Below are 23,691 nucleotides of genomic sequence, written 5' to 3' on the forward strand. Positions count from 1 at the left end.
CGGCTGTAAGGTACAGAAAGTTCAGGTAAGTTTTAGCTTCGGCTGATCTCTTCCAGCAGCAGGATGGCTTCAGAGATCGTAGAAACATCGTCGATCCCCAGGCGCAGCGTATCCTTTACTTCCTTGAGGTTACACCGGCGCGGGTTGCCGCTTACAAACCTAAGGATCCGTCCGAACTGCCCGCTTTCAAAATAAGCCGATTCTTTGTTGGTGATAAAGTACCCGCGAAGCACTTTTTTCTTGAAAGAGATCTTCTCAAAACCGAGGTCTTTTCCCAGCCACTGAAGACGCAGGGTATTCATCAGCTCTTTCACCTGGTAGGGCACCGGGCCGAAGCGATCGTTCAGGCCGCGCGAGAACTGGTCGAGCTGTGCGTCGTTTTCCAGTTTCGAAAGCTCGGTGTACAGGTTATAGCGTTCGGTGATGTTGGTTACGTAATCGTCGGGAATAAGCACTTCCAGGTCCGTATCTACTTGCGTGAACGAGATGAACGGCCGCGGCGACTCGTTGCTGAACAGGCCCTGGAACTCTTCGTCTTTTAACTCCTGGATGGCTTCATCCAGGATCTTGTGGTACATTTCAAAGCCAATTTCGGCTATAAAGCCGCTTTGTTCGGCGCCAAGCAGGTTCCCGCTTCCGCGGATGTCGAGGTCGCGCATGGCCACATTGAAGCCGCTGCCAAGATCCGAGAACTCTTCGATGGCGCTTAACCGCTTCCTGGCTTCGCTGGTAAGCGTGGAGAGCGGCGGGCTCAGCAGGTAACAAAAGGCCTTTTTATTCGACCGGCCCACCCTCCCCCGCATCTGGTGCAGGTCGCTGAGACCGAACATATGAGCGTGGTTAATAATGATCGTATTTGCGTTGGGAATATCCAGGCCCGCTTCAATAATGGTAGTGGCCACCAGCACGTCCTTTTCACCACTTACGAACTGCAGCATCACGTCTTCCAGGTCGTCGCCCTCTAACTGCCCATGTGCGATACCGATACGTGCTTTAGGTACCAGCTTTTTGATCAGGCCGCCAAGCTGGGCAAGATCCTGCACCCGGTTATGGATAAAGAACACCTGGCCGCCGCGGTCGAGCTCGTATTCTACTGATTCTTTAATCAGTTTCTCATTAAACACATGCAGTTCGGTGGTTACCGGCTGCCGGTTTGGCGGCGGGGTGCTGATGATGCTCAGGTCGCGTGCGCCCATCAGCGAAAAATGCAGCGTACGTGGGATCGGCGTGGCCGTAAGCGTTAACGAATCTACGTTGGCGCGCATCTGCTTGAGCTTCTCCTTAACGCCTACACCAAATTTCTGTTCCTCATCGATGATCAGCAAGCCGAGATCGCGAAACTTAATGTCTTTACTCACGAGTCGGTGCGTACCGATAATGATGTCAACTTTACCGTCTTCGAGCTTTGCCAGCGTTTCCTTTACCTCCCTGGGCGATTTAAACCGGTTGATATAATCTATGTTACACGGAAAATCTGCCAGGCGCGACGAAAACGTCTTGTAATGCTGCGCTGCAAGTATCGTAGTCGGTACCAGGATAGCTACCTGTTTGCTGTCGGCAACCGCCTTAAAAGCGGCACGTACGGCGATCTCGGTCTTGCCAAAGCCCACGTCCCCGCAAATCAGGCGGTCCATGGGATGCGGCGCCTCCATGTCCTTTTTTACGTCGGCGGTAGCCTTTACCTGGTCGGGGGTATCTTCATACAGGAACGAAGCCTCCAGCTCGGTCTGCAGGTAAGTATCGGGGTGGAAGGCCGTGCCTGTTTTCGATTTCCTGACGGCATAGAGCTTGATCAGGTCGCGGGCGATATCTTTAACTTTTTTTTTTGTGGTTTTCTTTAGCTTGTCCCAGGCATCGGTGCCCAGCTTATTCATTTTCGGCACCGTGCCTTCCTTGCCCGAATAACGGGAAATGCGGTTCAGGGAATTGATGTTTACGTACAACAGATCGTTGTCGGCGTACACCAGCCGGATCATCTCCTGCGTTTTCCCGTTTACCTCCACTTTTTCGAGGCCGGCATATTTACCTACGCCATGATCTATATGGGTGATAAAGTCGCCGGGTTTTAGTTCCCGAAGCTCCTTCAGCGTGATGGATTGTGTACGGTTATACCCTTTTTTCAGTTTGTATTTGTAGTACCGGTCGAAGACCTGGTGGTCGGTATAACAGGCGATATTGAGGTCGTGATCTACAAAACCTTCGCGTAAGGAGAGGTTAATGGGTGTAAATTTTACCGTTTTATCGATGTCTTCGATGATGCTGTACAGCCTTTCCGCCTGTTTCGGCGAATCCGTGAAAATATAGTTAGCGATCTTCGCGTGGTCGTGCAGCTTAAAGTTATGGATCAGCAGGTTAAAATCCTTGTTAAAGGAAGGCTGCGGTTTGATGTTGAAATCGAAAACCTCCTTTGCATGATAAAAAAACTGCTTCCCGAATTCCGCGATAGCGAAATCCGACAGCTGGTCTGCGAGCAGCTTTTCATCCGTAAAATTAAACTTCGGATCGATCCAGGAAAGGTTCTGTTCCTTTTCCGCTGCCGGGAGGGCTTTCCAGAGCTCCACCGCTTTTTTATAACCGGTACGTATAATATCCAGTGTAAACTGCACGTCCCTCATCCACACGAGTGAGCCTGGGCCAAGGTATTCGAGAATCGAGATATTATGTTCTGTGAGAAATTTCGCCTGCACATTGGGCACTATGGTGATGGCTTTCACGGATTCAACAGAAAGCTGGTTCTCGGTGCCAAACGTACGGATACTCTCGATCATGTCGCCGAAGAACTCGATCCGGTACGGGAGCTCGTGCGAAAACGAGAAAATATCCACAATCCCCCCGCGAACGGAGAACTGACCGGGTTCGTAAACGAAATCCACGCGCTGAAAGTCGTATTCTACCAGGAACTCGCTGATGAACTCGATATCCAGTTTATTCCCGGCGGCGATCTCCAGTGTGTTTTTTTCCAGGTCGTAACGGTCTATCACCTTTTCGGCGAGCGCTTCTGGATAGGTAACCACCAGCTTGCCGTATTCCGAAGCATGGTTCAGCTCATTGAGCACTTCAGCGCGCTGCAATACGTTAGTAGTATCTACCTGTGTAAAGTCAAAGGATTTGCGGAAAGAGGAAGGAAAGAGGAGGACGTCGTTATCGAGGATATTCTCGAGGTCGCTTTGAAAGTAAGCAGCCTCCTCCCTATCCGGCAGCACGAAGATCATATGCTGGTGCTGCAGGAAATAAAGGGCAAGCGCAACCATCGTTTCCGACGATCCGACCAATCCTTTAAGATGCACCCGCGGGTTTTTCGAGCCATTAAGCGCCGTTGCCAGTGCGGCTACCCTTGCATCTGCCTTGTATAAATTTACTAGATCACGAACATTCAAACCGGGGCAAAGGTACGTAAGAGTAATCAGTTTTTAGTGATCAGTTGTCAGTTGTCAGTGATCAGTTTTCAGTGATCAGTTCCGCAGGCGTATAAAGGAGGGATCACTGATAACTGACAACTGATTGCCTCCTGCTACTCTACAACGGTTACACGGATCATATTCGTTTTTCCCTTCTTCTCGATCGGCATGGCGGCGGTATTGATCACCACTTCGCCATCTTCGATCAGGTTTTCGGCCTTGAGGATGGCATTTACGTCGCTGATAGATTCGTCGGTACTTACAAACTTATCGTAATAAAATCCGCGAACGCCCCATAAGAGGCTCAGGGAGTTAAGCAGTACCCGGTTACTGGTAAAAATAAAAGTACCGGCTTTGGGGCGGTGACTGGATATTTCGAAAGCGGTATAGCCCGAAGACGTCATGGAAATGATCCCGATCGCATCTGTTTTTTCAGACAGGTAAACTGCCGAGCCGCAAACCGCGTCTGCGTTATACGTAGACGACTTCATATTCAGTTTTTTCGGGGTATGGTAAGGGTAGGCGGTATCCTCTACGTTCTTAATGATCTTCGCCATGGTTTCGATTACGATCAGCGGAAATTCGCCAACGGAAGTTTCGCCGCTCAGCATCACCGCATCGGCGCCGTCGAGCACCGAGTTGGCCACATCGTTCACCTCGGCGCGTGTAGGTCTTGGCGTGGTGATCATACTTTCGAGCATCTGGGTAGCTACGATTACCGGCTTGGAAGCTTCGCGGCATTTACGCGCGATCATTTTCTGAAGTACAGGCACCTGTTCCATCGGCATTTCTACCCCCAGGTCGCCACGTGCCACCATCACCCCATCCGTAACCTCGATAATCGCGTCGATATTATCGATCGCTTCCGGTTTCTCGACCTTGGCGATTACGCGGGCGGACTTTCCGCTGCGCGAGATAATGCGTTTCAGGTCTACTATATCTTCGGCCGTACGCACAAATGAAAGACCGATCCACTCAACGTCATTTGCCAGCGCAAACTCAAGGTTGGCAAGGTCATCCTCGGTTAAGCTGGGGATAGAGACCTTGGTGTTGGGCAGGTTCACCCCTTTGCGGGAAGTGAGAATGCCGCCGTGTATGATCTCGCAGTTAACGGTATCTTTATTATTGGTGCCCAGCACGCGCATCTGGAGTTTTCCATCGTCGAGCAGGATCACTTCGCCTACCCGTACATCTTTCGGGAAGCTTGGATAGGTAATGTAAATCTTTTCGTCGTCGCCGATCTGCTCTACGGTGGTAATATCGATCGTGTTGCCGTTTACCAGGTGAATGCCGCCGTCTTTTACCATCCCGATACGGATCTTGGGGCCCTGGAGGTCGGCGAGGATCCCCACGTTGGTTTTATATTTTTGGTTCAGCTCGCGGATGGTGTTGATCACCACCAGGTGATCGCTAAGCCGGCCATGGGAAAAGTTGATGCGGCAGACGTCGACACCCGCCTTGATCATACTTAATAGCACTTCCTTCTTTGAGGACGCGGGGCCCATCGTCGCAACTATTTTCGTTCGTTTGTGAACTTGTCTCATGATATCCTTGTTAAGTTTTACAACTGGTTTAGGCGCTAAAATAATAGTGTAAAATGTACACCATGTTAATATGCCGCTAAAATATCAGATTTTCTTTAGATTTCAATCTCTTGGGATCAACTTCTGCGGCAACAAGCACTTCGGGAATTTTATTCAGGGCCGAAATCAGGGCTGAGAGCTCCTCAACGTCGATATAGCTCCTGATTAAAATAAAAAAATCTGCTGTTTTCATTTCCGGGACCAGGAAGCCCTCCGTACCTTTATTAGCGATAAGATAATAATCCGTTTCTGTTTCTGCCACAAAATAGTTGTACCTTGTAAACCAGGAAACTTCGGAAATATTGGCCTGTTGCAGTGATAATTCGTCGATACGCGCAAACTGAATCCGCAATTGCTTGTTCACCTTAAAACATAGCCTGTAATCTTTTAACGGAGCAGTTATCGCAATTAATACGAAATCAAGGTCCGGTTCGTACCGTAGGATCAGCTTATTCAAGATCGGGTCGATTTTATAACTCAAAATTACAAACTATAACGCTTTAGCCGCACTTTTTAGCTGTAATGCCGCAAAAACAAAAAGGTTTGATATTTACAGGAATTTATTTTTCTTTGCACAGAATTTTAACCATTAAATCATAAGACCATGTCTGATATCGCTTCAAGAGTAAAAGCAATTATCGTTGAAAAATTAGGTGTTGACGAGAGTGAAGTAACACCAGAGGCTTCCTTTACCAACGACCTGGGTGCTGACTCTTTGGACACCGTTGAGCTCATTATGGAATTCGAAAAAGAATTCAACGTCGCCATTCCTGATGACCAGGCGGAAACTATCGGAACCGTAGGTCAGGCGATCGCTTACCTGGAAAAAAACGTAAAATAACCGTCCGGCCACATTAAATAAATGGAGCTCAGAAGAGTTGTTGTAACGGGATTAGGTGCGCTTACTCCGATTGGGAATACTGTTTCAGCATACTGGAACAGCTTAATCAATGGAGTAAGCGGCGCTGCTCCGATCACTAAATTCGATTCGACGCTTTTTAAAACCAAGTTTGCGTGCGAGATAAAGAACTTCGACCCCGAGGACTTTATGGACCGCAAAGAAGCCCGGAAACTGGATCCCTTTGTTCATTATGCTCTTGCCGCGACAGATGAAGCGGTAAAAGACGCCGGTCTCGATTTCGACCAGCTGGACACGAACCGCATCGGGGTGATCTGGGGATCAGGCATCGGCGGGTTAAAAACCTTCCTTGACGAGGTGACCAATTTTGCCAAAGGCGATGGCACACCGCGTTATAACCCTTTTTTTATCCCTAAAATGATCCTGGATATCGCCCCCGGCCATATCTCTATCAAGTACGGGTTAAGGGGACCCAACTTCTCTACCGTTTCGGCGTGTGCTTCCTCCACCAATGCCCTGATCGACTCATTTAACTATATCCGTTTGGGTATGGCAGATATGCTGATCTCCGGCGGTTCAGAAGCCATTATCAATGAGGCAGGCATGGGTGGATTTAATGCCATGCATGCGTTATCGACACGCAACGACGACCCGGCGACGGCGTCGCGCCCGTTTGATAAAGACCGCGATGGTTTTGTCGCCGGCGAAGGTGCCGGCACCATTATCCTCGAGGAGCTTGAGCACGCCAAAGCCAGGGGCGCCAAGATCTATGCCGAGCTGGTTGGCGGCGGCATGAGCGCCGATGCGAACCACATTACGGCCCCCCATCCCGAAGGCCTGGGCGCGCGCCTGGTAATGACCAATGCACTTAAAGACGCACAGCTCACCACCGCAGACATCGATTATATCAACGTGCACGGCACGTCTACCCCACTGGGCGATATCAGCGAAGCAACCGCCATCCTGCAGCTTTTTGGTGAGCATGCCTATAACCTGAACATCAGCTCTACCAAGTCGATGACCGGTCACTTGCTGGGTGCTGCCGGGGCTATCGAGTCTATCGCTTCGATCCTGGCTGTTAAGAACGACATCATCCCACCTACCATTAATCACTTTAACGACGATCCTGCATTTGATCCGAAACTGAACTTTACCTTCAATAAGGCACAGAAACGCCTGGTACGTGCAGCCCAAAGTAATACCTTCGGGTTTGGCGGCCACAACGCATCTGTGATATTCAGTAAGTATAAAGATTGATTGATGTGAACTGATGCCTTTTCTTAAGATCTATAAACTTCACCTTTCACCACAACGTAACTACGTAAAAACCCTGAGGAATATGCTGGGGTTCGTGCCGGGGAATATTGCGCTGTATAAAATGGCGTTCAGGCATCGCTCTGTGGCCATCCCCATAAAAAACGGCTCGAAAAACAGTAATGAACGTTTAGAGTTCCTGGGCGATGCCGTCCTTGGTTCGGTAGTTGCCGAGGTACTTTTTAAAACCTACCCCTACCGGGATGAGGGATTTCTTACCGAAATGCGTTCCAAGATCGTAAACAGGGCCAACCTGAATGCGCTGGCTAAAAAGCTCGGGTTCGATAAATTGATCGAATACGATAACCGCATCGTGAACTTCCCTATTAAACAAGGCTCGATGACGGGCGACGCTTTCGAGGCATTGATAGGCGCCATTTACCTCGACAAAGGCTACAATTTCGCCCGGAATTTTCTCATCAAGTTCATTATTAAGCCACACGTCGATATCGCAACGCTCGAACAAACCGAAACCAACTTCAAGAGCAAGCTCATCGAGTGGTGCCAGCGCCAGGGAAAAGATATCGTTTTTGAGCTGGTAAGTAATGCAGATGGCGAAAGCAGCAAGCTATTCACCATTCGTGCGCTGGTAGACGGCGAGCAGCTTGGTACCGGCTGCGACTATAGCAAGAAAAACGCGGAGAAACTCGCGGCCGAAAAAGCCTGTGCCGGGCTCGGGATCTGATTACACGCCAAACACCTGGGAAACCAGTATCCGAATTATACACTAATTCGACGGTGTCGCTGATTACAAAAACTTTTCCCTCTTTATCAAAATCCTCCAGGTGTTTTATCACCATGCACGCCTTTGGCACGTCAAGAGCTGCCTTCTGGTGACCTTCAGGTTGCTGGCAAGACGCTGCGAATGGAAGCAATGCAATTAAATGAACAAGTCTTGTTAAACGGTGCAGCAAACTCATAGCTATGGCAATTGCCAGGTTTTTGACTTATTAGTAATCACCGTTCTGTATAAACACAAGCTTTACAGACGATGCGGGGTTATTCTTATCAATATCTTTATCTTCATCCTGAAAGGCAACGGCTAAGGTTTTTGCGCTTTTCACCGGCACCTCGGTAATTGTGCTGTCACCGCTTTTATATTCAATCGCCTGCGCTCAATTGAGTTCTATTGAGAGGTTCTTCACCTTTTCAGATTGCTCGGATGACATCGTTTCACCATTGTCCGGTTGTTTAAAAATGGCGACGCTTTGGCTTTTGTTGTGCGTGTAGGCAGAATACCAATTCTTCAGTGAAGAAATTGTGTCATTCTTGCTTGTTGGTCTTTTCATTTTAATTGATTTGTATTTAAGTATTAGGGAATTAAGAACGCGATCAACTATCACTTTGTCTTAAAAACATAACGTTACCTGACAAGCGTCAAAAGTAACTGTAGGATTGAAAACCACCACACGACAACCAATGATTTAAATGTAGAAATATAAAGATTATCTTCAAATCACACAGAGCGTTTTTTAGAAATTTCTCCGGCTCAATACAGATTATTCTTCCAAAAAAATTGACCTTTAATCAAACAGTTACCCTGAACGCGTGAGTAGTTTGACGGGTTTAAACGAAGCCCAGAAAGACGCGACCCATAGGTCACGCCCGCAGCTGATGCGCCTCACAAATGCCACCTGGCTCGACGATTAGACGGGGTCAGTATATTTGTCTAAAATAAAAAAACCGCCATAAAATATAGCGGCTTTAAAAGTCGGTGGGGGGGGATCGACCCTCCCGCAGGCAGCAAGCACGACAAGTATTTTCCACACCAATAAGAAAAACGCTATTTAGTTGCTAACATTATTTGATGCGTTAAATATTACCTCTATATTTCAATCAAATTATCAGCCGGTAGCTTCGTCATTCGCACTCCTTTATCAAAAGGGTTCAGTCAAGATAGACGAAATACTTCGCTGACGCCTTATTTTACATGGCAGGTTAAATATTCCGATCCGGTTTTTTATGGATGAAAAATGAAAAAATGGTGATCGTGGCTAATGGGGATGTAGGTATCGGAAAAACTCTTCCGTCCTTTAAATTGGACGTAGCAGGAAATACCCGTCCAGGTGGCGCTATCAGTTCCGGAAATAGCGGGATCATGCCGGCAAGCGGTTCGATGAGTCTGGGCAATACCTCTTTAAGCTATTCACCAAATGACTCTACCTGGGTAAGCACCGGTTCAACTTTGCTGCTTAACGCGCAGGATTATTCAACATTGGTATTTCATGATTCTGGCTCCCGCGTTGATTTTATCCGTGCCGGGGCTGGAAAGATACAACTTGGTTACAATGGCGGTTTTGGCGAAGCATGCATTGGGCTCCCTGGCTCGGGTGGACTATATGCGCCAAAGGAAATATATACCCGGCAGGGATACAACAGCGAGGAATTGCGTATCCGGTACAGTAACTATGACGGCCACGGCGCCATTGTATCGATCAGGCAGGAAAATGGCGTTTCGGCATGTTACGTCTGGGGCTATGGCGGCGATTACCTGGTGGCGAAGATAATAAATGCCGGCTATGCGGCAGTGAGCACGGCGTTGGGCGGTCCCGCAGCCATTGAAACGTTCAGAAATAATAAAAATCCGGGCGATGCGGCTGTCGAAGCGTTTATCGGCCCCCTGCGTACCGGTCTTACGGGAGCGCAGATAGAAAGCTTTACCTGGCATACCCTGCTGAGCCATACAAGTCACACTGATGTAAAGGGACTGAAAACTTACTTTGAGTACGATATCTTCTGCCGGTTGGCTAATATTAAAGACCAGGATGGAAATATTGTAAAAAGTTACGGCTATCACTATAAAGACTAACAGCGCTGTCATGAAATATTATATTTTCTATTTCATCGTTTGCTTTTGGTTGTGCCCAGGGCTGGCAGTTGCCCAGCAGCATGTTTCGACCGACACCTATGCCGGACAATCGCAGATCAGGGCCTCTGAAAGTATTCACCTGCTGCCGGGCTTTAATACGGCAGGCAAGGATTTCAGGGCAAAGATCGTCCCCACGTTCACCAATTGCACCTTGCTGAATGCGGCTCCTTCCGCCAACCAGAATTACGTCATCAGTTACCTGATAAAGGTGCCGGGCATCACCTCGCAAGCCCAGCTGGGTGGCCTTACGGGCTGCGGGTTAATACAAACCGTCCAGTATCTCGACGGTTTGGGACGCCCCCTTCAAACCGTACAAACAAAGGCCAGCCCGCAAGGAAAAGATGTAATACAACCTGTTGAATACGATCCTTACGGACGTGAACTAAAAAAATATCAGTCCTATACTTCCTCCTCAGGTCCGGCAGGTTCCTATCGCGCGGGGGCGCTCAGCGGTACGGGCGGATACTCAGGAAGCGAGCAATATGCTTTTTTCCAGGCCAGCGGAGGAGGCTATACTACCACTGCTGCGCCGTTTGCCGAAACATTGCCGGAGGCCTCCCCGCTTGCCCGGCCAATGCAGCAGGGAGCACAGGGGGCGGATTGGCAGTTAGCCGCAGGCCATATTCAACGGGTGGAGTACGGGGCTAACAATATGGATCACAACTATAGCACCACCGGCTACTCGGTAAGGCAGTGGCGCGCCGACACCGTGCCCACAACCGGTCAACTTTACAAACGGCGACTGGTTCTTGAAACGTTAATTCAGGCTATTATGCGGCAGGTGAGCTGAGGCTTACTATTACCAAAGATGAAAACTGGACCAGCGGTGATGGCAAGAAAGGCGTTAGCGAAGAATATACCGATAAAGAAGGACATGTTGTGCTCAAACGAACCTTCAATTATTTGCCGGCCACGGCAGCCATCGAGGTGCTTTCTACTTATTACGTTTACGACGACCTGGGCAACCTGAGTTTCGTTCTTCCTCCAAAAGCCGAACCAGACGGCGGCTCGATCTCTCAAACCGTCCTTGATAACCTTTGCTACCAGTACCGTTACGACACCCGCGCCAGGCTGATTGAAAAACAGATACCCGGCAAAGGATGGGAATACATGAACTATAACAAGCTGGACCAATTGGTATTTTCACAGGATTCGGTTCAGCGTACGCAGACAATTGCTGGTTTTACTCCCGGTCAGTATCATATGTTTAGTAAATATGATGCCTTTGGCAGGGTGATCATCACTGGTCAGGAACGCAGCCAAGGCCTCGACCGGGCCACGGTGCAATATTATCTCGACAATGCCGCCGCATGTTGGGAAGAACGCGTAGGCAGCGGCGGCTACCAAGGGTATTCCAATAACGCCGTTCCTACCCTTACCGGCGACTTCGACCCTTACGTGATCAACTATTACGACGATTACAATATTCCGGGCATGCCGTACGGGTCGGTAGCGGGTAATTACAGCGCCAATACCAAAGGCCTGCTTACGGCCACCAAAACAGCCGTGCTGGGAACTTACGGCACCTTCCTTTGGACGGTGTTTTACTACGATAATGAAGGCCGCGTAGTAAAAACCTATAAGCAGCATTATAAAGGCGGAGTTCAGCATGTGAACAACTATGACGAACTGACAACCACTTATGATTTTACAGGCATTCCCCTGGAAACTGGGCGCAAGCATTATATGAACAGCGGCGGTGTGCCTGCTCTCGCTCTTACCACCGATAACTACACGGATTATGATCACGCCGGCCGAAAACTGGCATCCTTTCAGTCAACCGGCGGCGGTAGCGACGTGATCCTTTCCCGGATGATATATAACGAGATTGGCCAGGTAATAACCAAAAAACTTCACAGCGAAAATGGCGGCAGCACTTTCCTCCAGGACGTAGCTTATAGTTACAATGAAAGAGGCTGGCTCAGGAGCAGCAGCGCTCCGCTGTTCGCCCTGGAACTGAAATACAATACGGGGACCACCCCGCAATATAACGGCAACATCGCAAACCAGCTTTGGGAAACGCCCGGGAGCTTGGGCAATACCTTCACTTACAGTTACGACAGGCTGAACCGCCTCACTTCCGGCGCTTCGACCGGTATCGCAATGAGCGAAGCGCTCACTTATGATAAGAACGGCAATATCTCCACCCTCTCCCGGTACGATGGGGCGACATTGATCGATGACCTCAGCTATGCTTACCAAAACTCGGGGACCAGCAATCGGCTGGGTACGCTTACCGATAACAGTTCCGGCCCGGCAGGCGCAAGACCCGGTGCTTATAATTACAGCTACGATGGCAACGGCAACGCCACCACCGACGCCCGCACGGGGCATACCCTTACCTATAATGCCCTTAACTTACCCGAGACGGTGAACAGCGCAGGCGGCCTTACTTATATCTACGACGGAACAGGCACCAGGATCCGCAAAGTGAGCAACGGCACCGCCACTGATTATATCGACGGCATCCAATATACCGGCAGCACGATAGAATTTGTGCAGACCGAGGAAGGCCGGGCATTGAACAGCGGCGGTAATTACAACTATTACTATAACCTGAGCGATCACCTAGGGAATGTCAGGCTAAGTTTTTACAAAAATCCATCCACGGGACTTGCAGAAAGTACGCAGATGGATAACTACTTTCCCTTCGGGATGCGGAAAGTTGCGGCGGGAGGTACGAATAAGTATCTTTATAACGGCAAGGAGTTGCAGGAGGAACTGGACGGGCAGTATGATTATGGGGCAAGATTCTATGATCCGGTGGTGGGGAGGTGGAACTCTCCTGATATGCTAGCCGAAATGGCCTATAGCTTAACTCCCTACAGGTACTGCTTTAATAATCCTGTTAATTATATTGATCCTTTCGGCTTATGGGAAACTACTGCAGGTGGATATAAAACCGACAAGAAAGAAGACATTGAACGATTGATGTCTATGTTGGATGCCGAGAAGTATGTGCTGAAAAAAGACGCTAATATATCTCAGATCTCAAACTTCATAGCCGGTGAGATGGAAGGCGGTTTAGGTAAACTAAGCGATGGATCTAAATTATTATCGACTGTTTCAGCCACAAGTTACAAGGGGGTAGGCGGATTCACCAGAATCAATGTTGAGCAGAAAGCAATGGACAATTTATGGCATGAAGTCCAACGAGGCTTAACGCCTGATGCGCTCGACCCAAGAACAATTGGCCAGAACATCTTAGGATTAACTTATGCGGGTCCTTGGAATCCCACAAAATATAACGGGAAAGATGATTATTCTTATGCTCCAAAGTATCCGGAAGACATCCCGGCTTATATTCACGACAAAGATTTTGATCGCTTAGGCCTCAAAGGAGCAGGGCCTGTTTTCAATGATTCTAGGGCTCAGGGTCCAAATGTCAGCCTGGTTAACCGAGAGATAGGTGTTGCTTTCTCACTTGACGCTTCTCTTATGTCCAGAATAAGAGCACTTGTTGTGGCTAACGGAATAGGGGCTGCCAGTATCTATCATGATATCAAAAGTGCCGCTGATGCTGTTGCAAAACCGTTCCAGGATATGTATGGCAATAAAAAGTAGCCGAGGAATACGATAAAATATGCTTTTGTGCTCAAGCCTGTCAGCTTCCTTAAGGCAGACTTGAGCACAAGTAGTTTTATCGAGTTGCTTTGCTAATAGCTTTACTGATCAAATATATTACGCAACCACCCGCCATAACAAGTCCCAATATTATAATTATATTGTTCATGCTCGGACTACCCAGTCGGGTGGTAAACGCTAGTGCCATTAAGTACGCTCCCAGGCAAATTCCGCCCAGGGCAAGAATAACTTTAATGTATTTCCACATAATCATTGTATTATAGTAGATATCAGCTTTCTGTGTTATTTAGCCAGTTCCTGTATCTGCCTTTTGGTCAGGAAAGCATCAATAAACGTCTTAACCAGGTGCTTGTCTTCGGGGCTTAATTGCTCGACGAGCTTGAACAGCCGTAACAGTTCCTTGTCGGTCAATTGTGCGGCCACGGCTTCGTCGTGGCTTCCCATCATCAGGAAATCCGTGGTGGTGTCCAGCGCCTGGGCGAGCTTCTGCAATACGTCCGAGGAAGGCGCCGACTTCTGCGTCTCGTAACGTCCCACCTGGATGTACGTTAACCCCACCTTTGCGGCCAGTTCGGCCTGCGTCAGCTTCTTTGCCGTGCGTAATTCCTTGATCCGTTCCCCTATGTTTATTGCCGCCATGTATCGTTCTGCTACCTGTATAGATCAAAAATACCTGTTAGTAACCTCCTGTTAAAACATTGTGGATAAGTAATGATACCATAGTGTTTGATATAATCATACATATTGGTATTATTGCAATACAATAATGTATCAAAACTTTTTTTATACATCGATCAGAGAGGAGGCACTATGAACAAAGCACTTAAACTTACCACCCGAAAAATCCGCGTCTACAGCAAATGCGCCGCCCATTACCAGCGCCGTCCCTGGGTGACCCTCAGCGGCCTTTGGCTGGAACAGGCGGACTTCAAACCGGGCGATTACGTGGACATCAGCGTGGAAGAAGGCAAACTAACGCTCACCCGCACCGTATGGAAAGCCCGAAGCTGATCACCTCAAACCCCGACCTGCTGTTGTACACGGAAGGGAAATTGCAAATGGCCATCCCTGGTGGGGTGAAGCTCACCGGGCTGGACCGGTTGAAGGTCACCCTGAAACTCACCCCGACTGGTCAGCCTAACGGCCCGGCTTTCCGGCACCACCTGGACCTGTATAATCATATTCAAACGGAGCAACTGGCAGAAAAAGTATCGGAGGCGCTGAACATAAACGCTTACGAGATCCGCACGGTGATCAGCAACCTGACCACCGCTTTAGAGGCTTACCGCTCGGAGCGTTTAGAGGCGATGAAACCCCGGCAGGCGGAGCAAAAAGAGCTGACGGAAACGGAGCGCAAAACGGCTCTTGCCTGGCTGAAAGCCCCCGATCTGCTCGGCCGTACCAGACAGGCCATTGCGGCCAGCGGGCTGATCGGCGAGGAAACGAACGGACTGATAGCCTACCTGGTCTATACGTCAAGAAAACGCCCTGCGCCCCTGCACCTGGTCATTCTCAGCGCAAGCGGGATGGGCAAGACCTGGTTACAGGAAAAGGTATCGGAGCTGATGCCGGAAGAAGATAAGCTGGAGATCACCGCGCTTTCGGGCAACGCCTTCTACTACTTCGGCCAGCAGGAGCTGAAACATAAGCTCCTGCTGATCGAAGACCTGGACGGGGCCGAAAGCGTGCTGTACCCGCTTAGAGAACTGCAAAGCAAACGCAGGATCAGTAAGACAGTGACGCTCAAAGACGGTAAAGGCACCCTGAAAACGGTCACCCTCAACGTGGAAGGGCCGGTTTGCGTGTCGGGTTGTACGACCAGGGAACAACTGTACGAAGACAATGCCAACCGCTGTATCCTGCTGTATATGGATGCCAGCCCCGAACAGGATAAACGGATCATGGACTACCAGCGGAAGTTATCTGCGGGACTGATCGATCAAAGCATCGAGCGAAGCGTACGGGAGCAGCTCAAAAACGTACAGCGGATGCTGAAACCCATTACTGTAAGGAACCCGCTGGCCACGTACTTACAACTGCCTGAATCGGTGTTCAAACCACGGCGCACCATGCTGTTACTGCTGCTGTTCACCGAAACGGTCACCTTCTATCACCAGTACCAGCGGGAGCTGAAAATGGATGAAGCCACCGGCGAACAGTACATCGAAAGCACCATAGAAGATATCGAGGCCGCTTTTATACTGCTGGAAGATACCTTACTAAAAAAGAGCGACGAGCTGACCGGAGCCTGCCGGAACTTCTTCGAACAGTTAAAAGCCTGGTTAAAAGAGCAGGGTACGGAATGCTTTTACAGCAAGGGCGTACGCTCGGCCTTCCGGATCACACCGAGCAGTTTACAACGTTACCTCGCGGAACTGGAACGGATGGGCCAGATCCTTGCCATCAGCGGCAACCGCTACAAAGGCTTCGTGTATAAGGTAGCCGCCTGGGACGATCTGGAACTGCTGACTGCAGGCACCCGCAGGCTGGTGGAAGACATCCTGTCACAGATCCGGGCGGTAGCCCGTAACCCGGCAGTGGCCCAGGGCAGCGATGGGTTACATAACTCGCTAAAAATCAATCCTAAGAAATCAGTCACCCGTGGAAAATCAAAAACATAAGGCTACCGCTTTGCCGGAGCTGAAAACCCCGCTGTACGTGCGGCTGAAAGAAGGCTTCGCCACCTGGCTCCGCGTACTGAACTTCGATCATACCAGCCAGCGGGATATGCCTAAAATCCTGCACGAGTTCCTGCTCTTTATGGAAGCCGGCGGTTGTCATACTATTACCGAAATACAGGAGGAAAAAATCCGTGCTTATCTTGATCACCTGGCCGTGCGCCCGAGCCGCAAACGGGAAGGCGGTTTGAGCCTGAACTACATCCGCAAGCACCTGCAGGTGATCCGCAAGTTCGCCCGTTACCTCACCGAGAGCGGACAGGAGAGCTTCGGGGAACAGATCGAAATTGAAGGCAAGACCTCGAATATCAAAAGCATCCTTAGCCCGGAAGAAATCGGCCAGTTGTACGGGGCGACGGGTGACGACCTGCTGGGCCTGCGCGACCGGGCGATACTGGGGATCTGTTACGGGTGCGGCTTGCGCAAGAACGAGGCGATCAGTTTGAACACGGCCGATATCCTGCTGGAAAAAGACCTGGTACTGGTAAGAAAGGGCAAGGGCTATAAAGCGCGGTTCGTACCGCTTTCCGGGGCGAACAAGACCGATATTGAATACTACCTGAACTATGGCCGTCCGTATCTGGTCAACGGGAAGAAACAGGAAGCCTTCCTGGTGGGGATCCTGGGCAACCGGTTTACGAACATCTTCGGAAGACTGCAACAACTCAAAGCGAAAACGGCGATCACAAAATCCTTCGGGCCGCATACGCTCCGGCACTCGATCGCTACGCACCTGATCGAATCAGGCATGGAGCTGGAACAGGTAAAGGACTTTTTGGGGCATGAATCACTGGAATCCACACAGATCTATACGCATGTCACCGCTTAGCTTTGAAGATTACCTGTCCGCTCAGCGGTTCAGCCCGCATACGGTGAACCAGTACCGGCGCTATGCCGCCTGCTTTACCGATTGGATGGACGGGCAAAGCCTGGTAGTGGAACAGGTCGGACACAGCGAGACGCTTGATTACGCGGACCAGCTGCGCAAAGAAGGCAGGAGCATAAACCAGGTGAACAAGATGCTCATCGCCGTCCGGTATTACTTCGCCTGGCTGATCGGGCAGGGAAAAGCGGCACATAATCCTGCTTCGGGTCTTCGGCTGAAAGGAACGGTACGGAGCGTGCCGCACGGCCTGCTGGAGAAAGCGGAACTGGAAAAGCTGTACGAAAGCTACGGGGTAAACGACGAGCGGACGCACCGGAATAAAGTCATGCTTGGCCTGATGGTGTACCAGGGAATCACCTCGGAAGGATTGCACGATCTGCGGGCCGAACACCTGAAACTGCGGGAAGGCAAAATACTGATCCCGGCTACCGGTACGCTGAACGCCCGGATGCTCCGGCTGGAATCGCACCAGGTGCTGGACTTACAGGAATACGTGTTGGCCATACGTCCGAAAATACTGGCTGACCGCTCGAAAGAACGTCCGGGCAGGAAGCCTGAAGCGATGAAAGAAGCGGACGCGATCCGGCAACTGTTCATCAGCATGAACGGCAGTGAGAACATAAAGAACGGCTTGTATCATCTTGGCCGGGCATTGAAAAAGATCGAGCCGAAGTATCGCGACCCTGATCAGATCAGGCAAAGCGTGATCACGAATTGGCTGAAAGAAAAGAACCTTCGAGTAGTGCAGTACATGGCCGGTCACCGGTATGTGAGCTCGACGGAGCGGTACAAAACCACGAACCTGGAAGACCTGAAAGAAGCACTGAATAAGTTCCACCCGATGAATAAAAAGGGTGGATAAAAACATAAATTGGAGGACGCAAATTGCGACCTCCAATCGGGAACTGAACTTAAAACACCTGAATATGGAAACCAATATTACCATACCTGATGAAGTGATCATCAACAAAATCTACCTGGTACGGGGGCAAAAGGTGATGATCGACCGGGACCTTGCCGTGTTGTATGGCGTAGAGACCAAACGTTTGAAAGAAGCCGTAAGACGTAATATCGCCCGGTTCCCGGAGGACTTTATGTTCGAGATGAACAGGCAGGAGTTCGATAACTGGCGGTCGGAACACGTAGACGTCCAAGAAGACAAACAGGGCCTTCGGTATGCTCCGTTCTGCTTTACCGAGCAGGGAGTAACGATGCTATCCTGTACCCTGAACAGTCCGCAGGCCATCGCCGTCAATATCCGGGTGATCCGTGTCTTTACGCGGATCAGGCAGTTGCTGATGGACAATACCGAAATCCGGCTGGAGATCGAGAAGATCAAAAACAAGCTGGACAACCAGGACAAGAATATGGAGATCGTGTTCCGTTACCTGGATGAACTGCTGGAAAAGAAAGAGAACCCGGAACCGCGGAAAGTGGTCGGTTACCGGTTGAAGGGCAAATCCGAATCCTGAATAAGATCATGTTCCTTTTCACGGCAGGTAAAGCGGCATTCGTCCTCGTCAGTCTGCGCAAAAGCCACGCCAGCCCGTCCGGCGCTACAAAATCCTGCTACCATAAAAGATCACGTTCAGCGCCTACCTGGCTGTCATGTCTTTCGCCTTCCTTCCTCTTCCTCATAGTCGGCTCCCCTGTCTGCTCGTGCCTCGCATCCAGCCGCCGCCTTATTGTCTGGCTCGCCTGCGGGTCGCTTGGGCTTCGGGCGAATTGGTTTAGTTGCCTGCGGCAGCATGGCCGCCCTCGTGTAGTTCGGCCGGGCCGACACGATCCGTTAACCTTGAAGATAAGAGCAGGCCCGGCCTCCTACATGTGCGCCGGTCGCGCTCGTGCCTCGCGCTTCTCCCGGCACACCCTCGCTCCACTCGCGGACGGCTCGCAACGAAGATCCTGCCCTTAGTGATGATCCGTTAGGAACGGGATGCTTACCTGTAACAGCGAAGGTAGCCTCCGGCAGGGATCGGTTCAAGGGCTTTCGCGGCATAAATGCTCATTCCGCTACGCTCCATTCCGCTTTATTCCACGGTCCCTTGAGCCGATCCCTGCCTACGAGCTCTTTGCGGCTTAACAGGTCAGCACCCTAACGCTCTGCTAATCCCCGTCAACGCCTCTACGCCTTCGTTCATCACAAAAAATTGGGGTGGTTCGATCCTGTCAAACAGCTATCTTTGGTGGTAACGTTCTTTGAAGTAACCCCGGGGAGTGTGGCCGGAAAGTTCGGCTAACGCTGAAAAGTCGAGGTAGGCAGTATGATTATGGGGCGCGGTTCTATGATCCGGTGATTGGAAGGTGGAATAGTTTGGATCCGCTGGCGGAAAGCTATTATAGCCTATCTCCCTTTAACTATGGAGCAAACAACCCTATTCTCATCTATGATGAAGACGGGCGTTTTTTAGGAACATTGATCGGGGCTGCTGTAGGGGCAGTTGTTGGGGGAGTAAGAGCAGCTATTAAACACGAGAATGTTTGGAAAGGTGCCGGTAAAGGATTAGTTGCCGGAGCCGTAGTAGATATTACGATAGCTACAGCAGGCACTGGAACCGTGGCACTAGTTGCCGCTGGAGGGCTGTCAGGAGTAGCTGGTAGTGTAACAGATCAGCTACTGGATCATGGAAGTGTTAGTCTTAAACAAACCGCAATTGCTGGAGGGTTGGGTTTGGGCTTGGGCTATATCGGGGCAAAGCTTGCTCCTGTTGTAGGTAGCTGGTTTAGTAGCAGCAGCAATGGAATAGCAGTAGGTGAGCTTCAAATGACGCAAATTGGCAATCGTGTGGTTCAGCCTTCGGCGGAGGCAGCAGCAGAAGCAGCCGCAGCCGCTAGCAAACCTTCTATACCGATACAATTTGGGAAAGATGCCAATCAGGTCTATCATACCTTCAGGCATATTGAAGAAGCCGGCTTAAGCAGAGGTGCTGTACAGTCAGCGGTGGAAGCTGATCTTGTAAATACATCAGGGGCTATTCAAGCGGGTAAACTTCATACTGGTACAGTAAACGTTAATGGTACAGCAGTTACATATAATGCGTTCAAACTCCCTAACGGTACTATTAACGTGGGAAGAATAACTACACCCAAATAAATATGGCAAGAAGGTTAAAAGACCCGGAAAGCAGTCTAATAAAGGCACTATTGAAAGGAACCAAGTTTGAAAACGAATTGACTGCTCAAATAGGACTGCTCCAGGTGGAAGAAATGCAAGACGGAGAGATGGGTAGTTTAAGAGTTGTGCGACCACATAAGAAACAGTCTTTAGGCGCAATCGCAGCTCAAGCAGAATTTACCGACGAGGATGATGTTCCTGTGAGTGTTACCTTGAACCTCAACCAAGACGGCGAACTTTTTGAGTTAGATATATTCAAAGCAGACTTTTCTCCCTTAAAAAAGTTTCCTGAAATTGAATAGAAGAAGCCCGGCGGATCCCGCCGGGCTTTTGTGTTATTTGGCCAGTTCCTGAATCTGCCTTTTAGTGAGAAAAGCATCAATAAACGTCTTAACCAGGTGCTTGTCTTCGGGGCTTAACTGCTCCACCTGTTTGAACAGCCGTAGCAGTTCCTTATCGGTCAATTGCGCGGCTACCACCTCATCCTGGCTTCCCATCATCAGGAAATCGGTGGTGGTGTCCAGTGCCTGGGCGAGCTTCTGCAGCACGTCCGAAGAAGGCGCCGACTTCTGCGTCTCGTAACGTCCCACCTGGATATACGTTAACCCCACCTTTGCGGCCAGTTCGCCTTGCGTCAGCTTCTTTTCCGTGCGCAGTTCCTTGATGCGCTCCCCTATGTTTATGCCTGCCATGTATCGTAGTGCTACCTGTATAGATCAAAAATACTGTTAATAACCTCCTGTTAATACATTGTGGATAAATAGCGATACATCGCTGTTTGATATTATGATACATATTGGTATTATTGCAATACAATAATGTATCAAAACTATTTTTTCACTTAACGATCAGAGAGGAAGCCATGAAAAGACCATCCAAGACCAACCGCCGCGTTAAAATCTACGACAAGTACGTCGTACGTGACCAGCATACGATGGGCCGCCATCACATCGTCATTCCCTGGCTGAACATGAGCGGCCTCTGGCTGCAGGATGCCGGGTTCTGCCCGGGCGACCAGGTGGACGTACAGGTGGCACAGGGGCAGTTAACGATCACCAAACTGGTATGAACAAAAATACGCTGATCACTGCAAACCCCGACCTGCTTTTGTACACCGAGGGCAAACTAAATACGGCCATCCCGGGTGGCATCAAGCTCACCGGGCTGGACCGTCTGAAAGTCACATTGAAACTCACCATTGCAGGGCAACCAAACGGCCCGGCTTTCCGGCACAATCTTGACCTGTACAACAGCATTCAAACGGATCAGTTGGTGGAGAAAGTATCGGAGGCGTTAGAACTAAACGTTTATGATGTCCGCGCGGCGATAAACGACCTGAACACCGCACTGGAAGCCTACCGTTCGGAGCGATTGGAGGCCATGAAGCCCCGGCAGTCGGGGCAAAAGGAACTGACGGAGACCGATCGGAAAACGGCCCTTTCCTGGCTGAAATCCCCCGATCTGCTCGACCGCACGAAACAGGCCATTGCCGCCAGCGGGCTGATCGGGGAAGAAACGAACGGCCTGATCGCCTACCTGGTGTACACCTCGCGCAAGCGGGAAACGCCCCTGCACCTGGTCATTCTCAGTGCCAGCGGCATGGGCAAGACCTGGCTACAGGAAAAGGTGTCGGAGCTGATCCCCCAGGAAGATAAGCTGGAGATCACCGCGCTCTCGGGCAACGCCTTCTACTACTTCGGCCAGCAGGAACTGAAACACAAGCTCCTGCTGATCGAAGACCTGGACGGGGCCGAAAACGCGCTGTACCCGATCCGCGAACTGCAGAGCAAGCGCCGGATCAGTAAAACGGTAACGCTCAAAGACGGTAAAGGCGCCTTAAAAACGGTTACCCTGAACGTGGAAGGCCCGGTTTGCGTATCGGGCTGTACCACACGCGAACAGCTGTACGAAGACAACGCTAACCGCTGCATCCTGTTGTATATGGATACCAGCCCGGAGCAGGATAAACGGATCATGGACTACCAGCGGAAACTGTCGGCGGGGCTGATCGATCAAAGCATAGAACGGGACGTACGGGAACAGCTCAAAAACGTACAGCGGATGCTGAAACCCATTACTGTAAGGAACCCGCTGGCCACGTACTTACAACTGCCCGAATCGGTGTTCAAACCGCGCCGGACGATGCTGTTACTGCTCCTGTTCACCGAAACCATCACCTTCTACCACCAGTACCAGCGGGAGCTGAAAACGGACGAGACCACCGGGGAGCAATACATTGAAAGCACCATAGAAGATATCGAGGCCGCTTTTACAGTGCTGGAAGATACCTTACTGAAAAAGAGCGACGAGCTGACCGGAGCCTGCCGGAACTTCTTCGAGCAGTTAAAAGGCTGGTTAAAAGAGCAGGGTACGGAATGCTTTTACAGCAAGGGCGTACGCTCAACCTTTAGGATCACCCCGAGCAGTTTACAGCGTTACCTATCCGAACTGGAACGGATGGGCCAGGTCCTTGCGATCAGCGGCAATCGCTACAAAGGCTTCGTGTACAAAGTGGCCGCCTGGGACGAACTGGAACTGCTCATGGCAGGCACCCGGCAGCTGGTGGAAAACATCCTTTCGCAGATCCGGGCGGTAGCCCGTAACCCGGCAGTGGCCCAACAGCCGGATGGGTTACATAACTCGCTAAAAATCAATCCTAAGAAATCAGTCACCCGTGGAAAATCAAAATCATAAGGCCCACGCTTTAGCAGAGCTGAAAACCCCGCTTTACGTGCGTCTGAAGGAGAGCTTCGCCACCTGGCTCCGCGTGCTGAACTTCGATCGCACCAGTCAGCGGTACATGCCGGGAATGCTCCATGAGTTCCTGTTCTTCCTGGAAGCCGGCGGCTGCCACACCATCGCAGAATTACAGGAAAGCCACATACAAGCATATCTTGATCACCTGGGCCAGCGCCCTAACCGCAAGCGGGAAGGCGGGCTAAGTTTGAACTACATCCGCAAGCACCTGCAGGTGATCCGCAAGTTCGCCCGCTGCCTGGCCGATAGCGGCCAGGAGAGTTTCAGCGATACGCTGGAACTGGAAGGGGAAACGGAAGAACCCGGAGCGCTGACGCTGGCCGAGATCACCCAACTTTACGGGGCGACGGGTGATGATCTGCTAGGCCTTCGCGACCGGGCGATGCTGGCGGTGTACTACGGGTGCGGCCTACGCAAAGAGGAAGGGATCGCCCTGAACGTACCGGATATCCTGCTGGACAAAGACCTGGTACTGGTACGTAACGGCAAGGGATACAAAGCCCGTTTCGTTCCCCTTTCAGGCGGTAATAAGGAAGACGTGGAAGCGTATCTGAACTACTCGCGTCCATACCTGGCCGGAAGTAAGGAAAGCGCCTTACTTACAGGAGCGGGTAAACGGGATAGCCCGTGAAGATGAACCCGCCTTT

General features: G+C 50.5%; 21 protein-coding genes. 16 read left to right on the forward strand and 5 right to left on the reverse strand.

Going from position 1 to position 23,691, the window contains the following annotated elements:
- Positions 1 to 32: 32 nt before the first annotated feature.
- The 3 genes from mfd to GS398_RS02470 form a co-directional block, all read right to left on the reverse strand.
- On the reverse strand, positions 33 to 3,377 hold the full coding sequence (gene mfd, locus GS398_RS02460; protein WP_202405930.1) for a transcription-repair coupling factor: 3,345 nt from the start codon (positions 3,375 to 3,377) through the stop codon (positions 33 to 35).
- 134 nt (positions 3,378 to 3,511) lie between these two features.
- The gene (gene pyk, locus GS398_RS02465; RefSeq protein ID WP_160905148.1) at positions 3,512 to 4,942 is read right to left on the reverse strand and encodes a pyruvate kinase; all 1,431 of its coding nucleotides are present in this window, start codon (positions 4,940 to 4,942) and stop codon (positions 3,512 to 3,514) included.
- A 76-nt stretch (positions 4,943 to 5,018) separates the two neighbouring features.
- Complete coding sequence (locus tag GS398_RS02470) at positions 5,019 to 5,462, reverse strand: IPExxxVDY family protein (protein ID WP_369410211.1); 444 nt, start codon at positions 5,460 to 5,462, stop codon at positions 5,019 to 5,021.
- A gap of 123 nt (positions 5,463 to 5,585) precedes the next feature.
- Between GS398_RS02470 and GS398_RS02475 the strand changes: the two genes are divergently transcribed.
- The 6 genes from GS398_RS02475 (at position 5,586) to GS398_RS22795 (ending at position 13,587) form a co-directional block, all read left to right on the forward strand.
- Positions 5,586 to 5,822, forward strand: a complete 237-nt coding sequence (locus GS398_RS02475) for an acyl carrier protein (protein WP_008508386.1) — start codon at positions 5,586 to 5,588, stop codon at positions 5,820 to 5,822.
- A gap of 21 nt (positions 5,823 to 5,843) precedes the next feature.
- The gene (gene fabF, locus GS398_RS02480; RefSeq protein ID WP_160905149.1) at positions 5,844 to 7,097 is read left to right on the forward strand and encodes a beta-ketoacyl-ACP synthase II; all 1,254 of its coding nucleotides are present in this window, start codon (positions 5,844 to 5,846) and stop codon (positions 7,095 to 7,097) included.
- 13 nt (positions 7,098 to 7,110) lie between these two features.
- Positions 7,111 to 7,839 carry a ribonuclease III gene (gene rnc, locus GS398_RS02485; protein ID WP_160905150.1) on the forward strand — a complete coding sequence of 243 codons (729 nt, stop codon included), beginning with the start codon at positions 7,111 to 7,113 and terminating at the stop codon, positions 7,837 to 7,839.
- A gap of 1,281 nt (positions 7,840 to 9,120) precedes the next feature.
- Complete coding sequence (locus GS398_RS02490) at positions 9,121 to 9,963, forward strand: hypothetical protein (protein WP_160905151.1); 843 nt, start codon at positions 9,121 to 9,123, stop codon at positions 9,961 to 9,963.
- Positions 9,964 to 9,973: 10 nt separating this feature from the next.
- The gene (locus GS398_RS02495; RefSeq protein ID WP_160905152.1) at positions 9,974 to 10,813 is read left to right on the forward strand and encodes a DUF6443 domain-containing protein; all 840 of its coding nucleotides are present in this window, start codon (positions 9,974 to 9,976) and stop codon (positions 10,811 to 10,813) included.
- Positions 10,814 to 10,902: 89 nt separating this feature from the next.
- Positions 10,903 to 13,587: an RHS repeat domain-containing protein gene (locus GS398_RS22795; protein ID WP_160905153.1), complete on the forward strand. Its 2,685-nt coding sequence runs from the start codon at positions 10,903 to 10,905 to the stop codon at positions 13,585 to 13,587.
- A 303-nt stretch (positions 13,588 to 13,890) separates the two neighbouring features.
- On the opposite strand, the gene GS398_RS02505 is transcribed toward GS398_RS22795, so the two are convergent.
- Positions 13,891 to 14,247: a helix-turn-helix domain-containing protein gene (locus tag GS398_RS02505; protein ID WP_202405931.1), complete on the reverse strand. Its 357-nt coding sequence runs from the start codon at positions 14,245 to 14,247 to the stop codon at positions 13,891 to 13,893.
- 171 nt (positions 14,248 to 14,418) lie between these two features.
- Here GS398_RS02505 and GS398_RS02510 point away from each other — a divergent pair, with 171 nt between their 5' ends.
- The 7 genes from GS398_RS02510 to GS398_RS02540 all read left to right on the forward strand — a co-directional run bounded on the left by GS398_RS02510 (position 14,419) and on the right by GS398_RS02540 (position 20,589).
- Positions 14,419 to 14,619, forward strand: coding sequence for a SymE family type I addiction module toxin (locus tag GS398_RS02510; protein WP_160905154.1), 201 nt, complete (start codon positions 14,419 to 14,421; stop codon positions 14,617 to 14,619).
- Entirely contained in the window at positions 14,601 to 16,229 is a 1,629-nt protein-coding gene (locus tag GS398_RS02515; protein WP_202405932.1) for an MTBMA_p00010-related P-loop-containing protein, read from the forward strand. The genes GS398_RS02510 and GS398_RS02515 overlap by 19 nt, the downstream gene beginning before the upstream one ends.
- Positions 16,210 to 17,115 (forward strand): tyrosine-type recombinase/integrase, encoded by a 906-nt coding sequence (locus tag GS398_RS02520; RefSeq protein WP_160905155.1) that lies wholly within the window; start codon positions 16,210 to 16,212, stop codon positions 17,113 to 17,115. Before GS398_RS02515 ends, GS398_RS02520 begins: the two co-directional genes overlap by 20 nt.
- Positions 17,102 to 18,034 (forward strand): tyrosine-type recombinase/integrase, encoded by a 933-nt coding sequence (locus GS398_RS02525; RefSeq protein WP_160905156.1) that lies wholly within the window; start codon positions 17,102 to 17,104, stop codon positions 18,032 to 18,034. Before GS398_RS02520 ends, GS398_RS02525 begins: the two co-directional genes overlap by 14 nt.
- Before the next feature lie 64 nt (positions 18,035 to 18,098).
- Positions 18,099 to 18,644, forward strand: a complete 546-nt coding sequence (locus GS398_RS02530) for an ORF6N domain-containing protein (protein ID WP_160905157.1) — start codon at positions 18,099 to 18,101, stop codon at positions 18,642 to 18,644.
- Between the two features lie 770 nt (positions 18,645 to 19,414).
- On the forward strand, positions 19,415 to 20,266 hold the full coding sequence (locus GS398_RS02535; protein ID WP_160905959.1) for an RHS repeat-associated core domain-containing protein: 852 nt from the start codon (positions 19,415 to 19,417) through the stop codon (positions 20,264 to 20,266).
- Between the two features lie 2 nt (positions 20,267 to 20,268).
- Positions 20,269 to 20,589, forward strand: coding sequence for a DUF6984 family protein (locus GS398_RS02540; RefSeq protein WP_160905158.1), 321 nt, complete (start codon positions 20,269 to 20,271; stop codon positions 20,587 to 20,589).
- Between the two features lie 33 nt (positions 20,590 to 20,622).
- On the opposite strand, the gene GS398_RS02545 is transcribed toward GS398_RS02540, so the two are convergent.
- Positions 20,623 to 20,979 (reverse strand): helix-turn-helix domain-containing protein, encoded by a 357-nt coding sequence (locus GS398_RS02545; RefSeq protein ID WP_202405933.1) that lies wholly within the window; start codon positions 20,977 to 20,979, stop codon positions 20,623 to 20,625.
- Positions 20,980 to 21,149: 170 nt separating this feature from the next.
- Between GS398_RS02545 and GS398_RS02550 the strand changes: the two genes are divergently transcribed.
- Genes GS398_RS02550 through GS398_RS02560 form a run of 3 tightly spaced genes read left to right on the forward strand, consistent with a single transcriptional unit; the run spans position 21,150 to position 23,675 of the window.
- The gene (locus GS398_RS02550; RefSeq protein ID WP_160905159.1) at positions 21,150 to 21,356 is read left to right on the forward strand and encodes a SymE family type I addiction module toxin; all 207 of its coding nucleotides are present in this window, start codon (positions 21,150 to 21,152) and stop codon (positions 21,354 to 21,356) included.
- Positions 21,353 to 22,981 (forward strand): MTBMA_p00010-related P-loop-containing protein, encoded by a 1,629-nt coding sequence (locus GS398_RS02555; protein ID WP_160905160.1) that lies wholly within the window; start codon positions 21,353 to 21,355, stop codon positions 22,979 to 22,981. Before GS398_RS02550 ends, GS398_RS02555 begins: the two co-directional genes overlap by 4 nt.
- A complete protein-coding gene (locus tag GS398_RS02560; RefSeq protein ID WP_160905161.1) occupies positions 22,962 to 23,675 on the forward strand; it encodes a tyrosine-type recombinase/integrase in 714 nt (237 codons plus the stop codon). The genes GS398_RS02555 and GS398_RS02560 overlap by 20 nt, the downstream gene beginning before the upstream one ends.
- Positions 23,676 to 23,691: the final 16 nt, after the last annotated feature.

The sequence above is a fragment of the Hufsiella ginkgonis genome, assembly GCF_009834915.1.
Lineage (GTDB): Bacteria > Bacteroidota > Bacteroidia > Sphingobacteriales > Sphingobacteriaceae > Hufsiella > Hufsiella ginkgonis.

Excerpts from the sequence above, each read along its gene's own strand:
- pyk (WP_160905148.1), bottom strand. The coding sequence starts at position 4,942 with ATGAGACAAGTTCACAAACGAACGAAAATAGTTGCGACGATGGGCCCC.
- GS398_RS02475 (WP_008508386.1), top strand. The coding sequence starts at position 5,586 with ATGTCTGATATCGCTTCAAGAGTAAAAGCAATTATCGTTGAAAAATTA.
- fabF (WP_160905149.1), top strand. The coding sequence starts at position 5,844 with ATGGAGCTCAGAAGAGTTGTTGTAACGGGATTAGGTGCGCTTACTCCG.
- rnc (WP_160905150.1), top strand. The coding sequence starts at position 7,111 with ATGCCTTTTCTTAAGATCTATAAACTTCACCTTTCACCACAACGTAAC.
- GS398_RS02490 (WP_160905151.1), top strand. The coding sequence starts at position 9,121 with ATGAAAAATGAAAAAATGGTGATCGTGGCTAATGGGGATGTAGGTATC.
- GS398_RS02495 (WP_160905152.1), top strand. The coding sequence starts at position 9,974 with ATGAAATATTATATTTTCTATTTCATCGTTTGCTTTTGGTTGTGCCCA.
- GS398_RS02505 (WP_202405931.1), bottom strand. The coding sequence starts at position 14,247 with ATGGCGGCAATAAACATAGGGGAACGGATCAAGGAATTACGCACGGCA.
- GS398_RS02510 (WP_160905154.1), top strand. The coding sequence starts at position 14,419 with ATGAACAAAGCACTTAAACTTACCACCCGAAAAATCCGCGTCTACAGC.
- GS398_RS02515 (WP_202405932.1), top strand. The coding sequence starts at position 14,601 with ATGGAAAGCCCGAAGCTGATCACCTCAAACCCCGACCTGCTGTTGTAC.
- GS398_RS02525 (WP_160905156.1), top strand. The coding sequence starts at position 17,102 with ATGTCACCGCTTAGCTTTGAAGATTACCTGTCCGCTCAGCGGTTCAGC.
- GS398_RS02530 (WP_160905157.1), top strand. The coding sequence starts at position 18,099 with ATGGAAACCAATATTACCATACCTGATGAAGTGATCATCAACAAAATC.
- GS398_RS02540 (WP_160905158.1), top strand. The coding sequence starts at position 20,269 with ATGGCAAGAAGGTTAAAAGACCCGGAAAGCAGTCTAATAAAGGCACTA.
- GS398_RS02545 (WP_202405933.1), bottom strand. The coding sequence starts at position 20,979 with ATGGCAGGCATAAACATAGGGGAGCGCATCAAGGAACTGCGCACGGAA.
- GS398_RS02550 (WP_160905159.1), top strand. The coding sequence starts at position 21,150 with ATGAAAAGACCATCCAAGACCAACCGCCGCGTTAAAATCTACGACAAG.
- GS398_RS02555 (WP_160905160.1), top strand. The coding sequence starts at position 21,353 with ATGAACAAAAATACGCTGATCACTGCAAACCCCGACCTGCTTTTGTAC.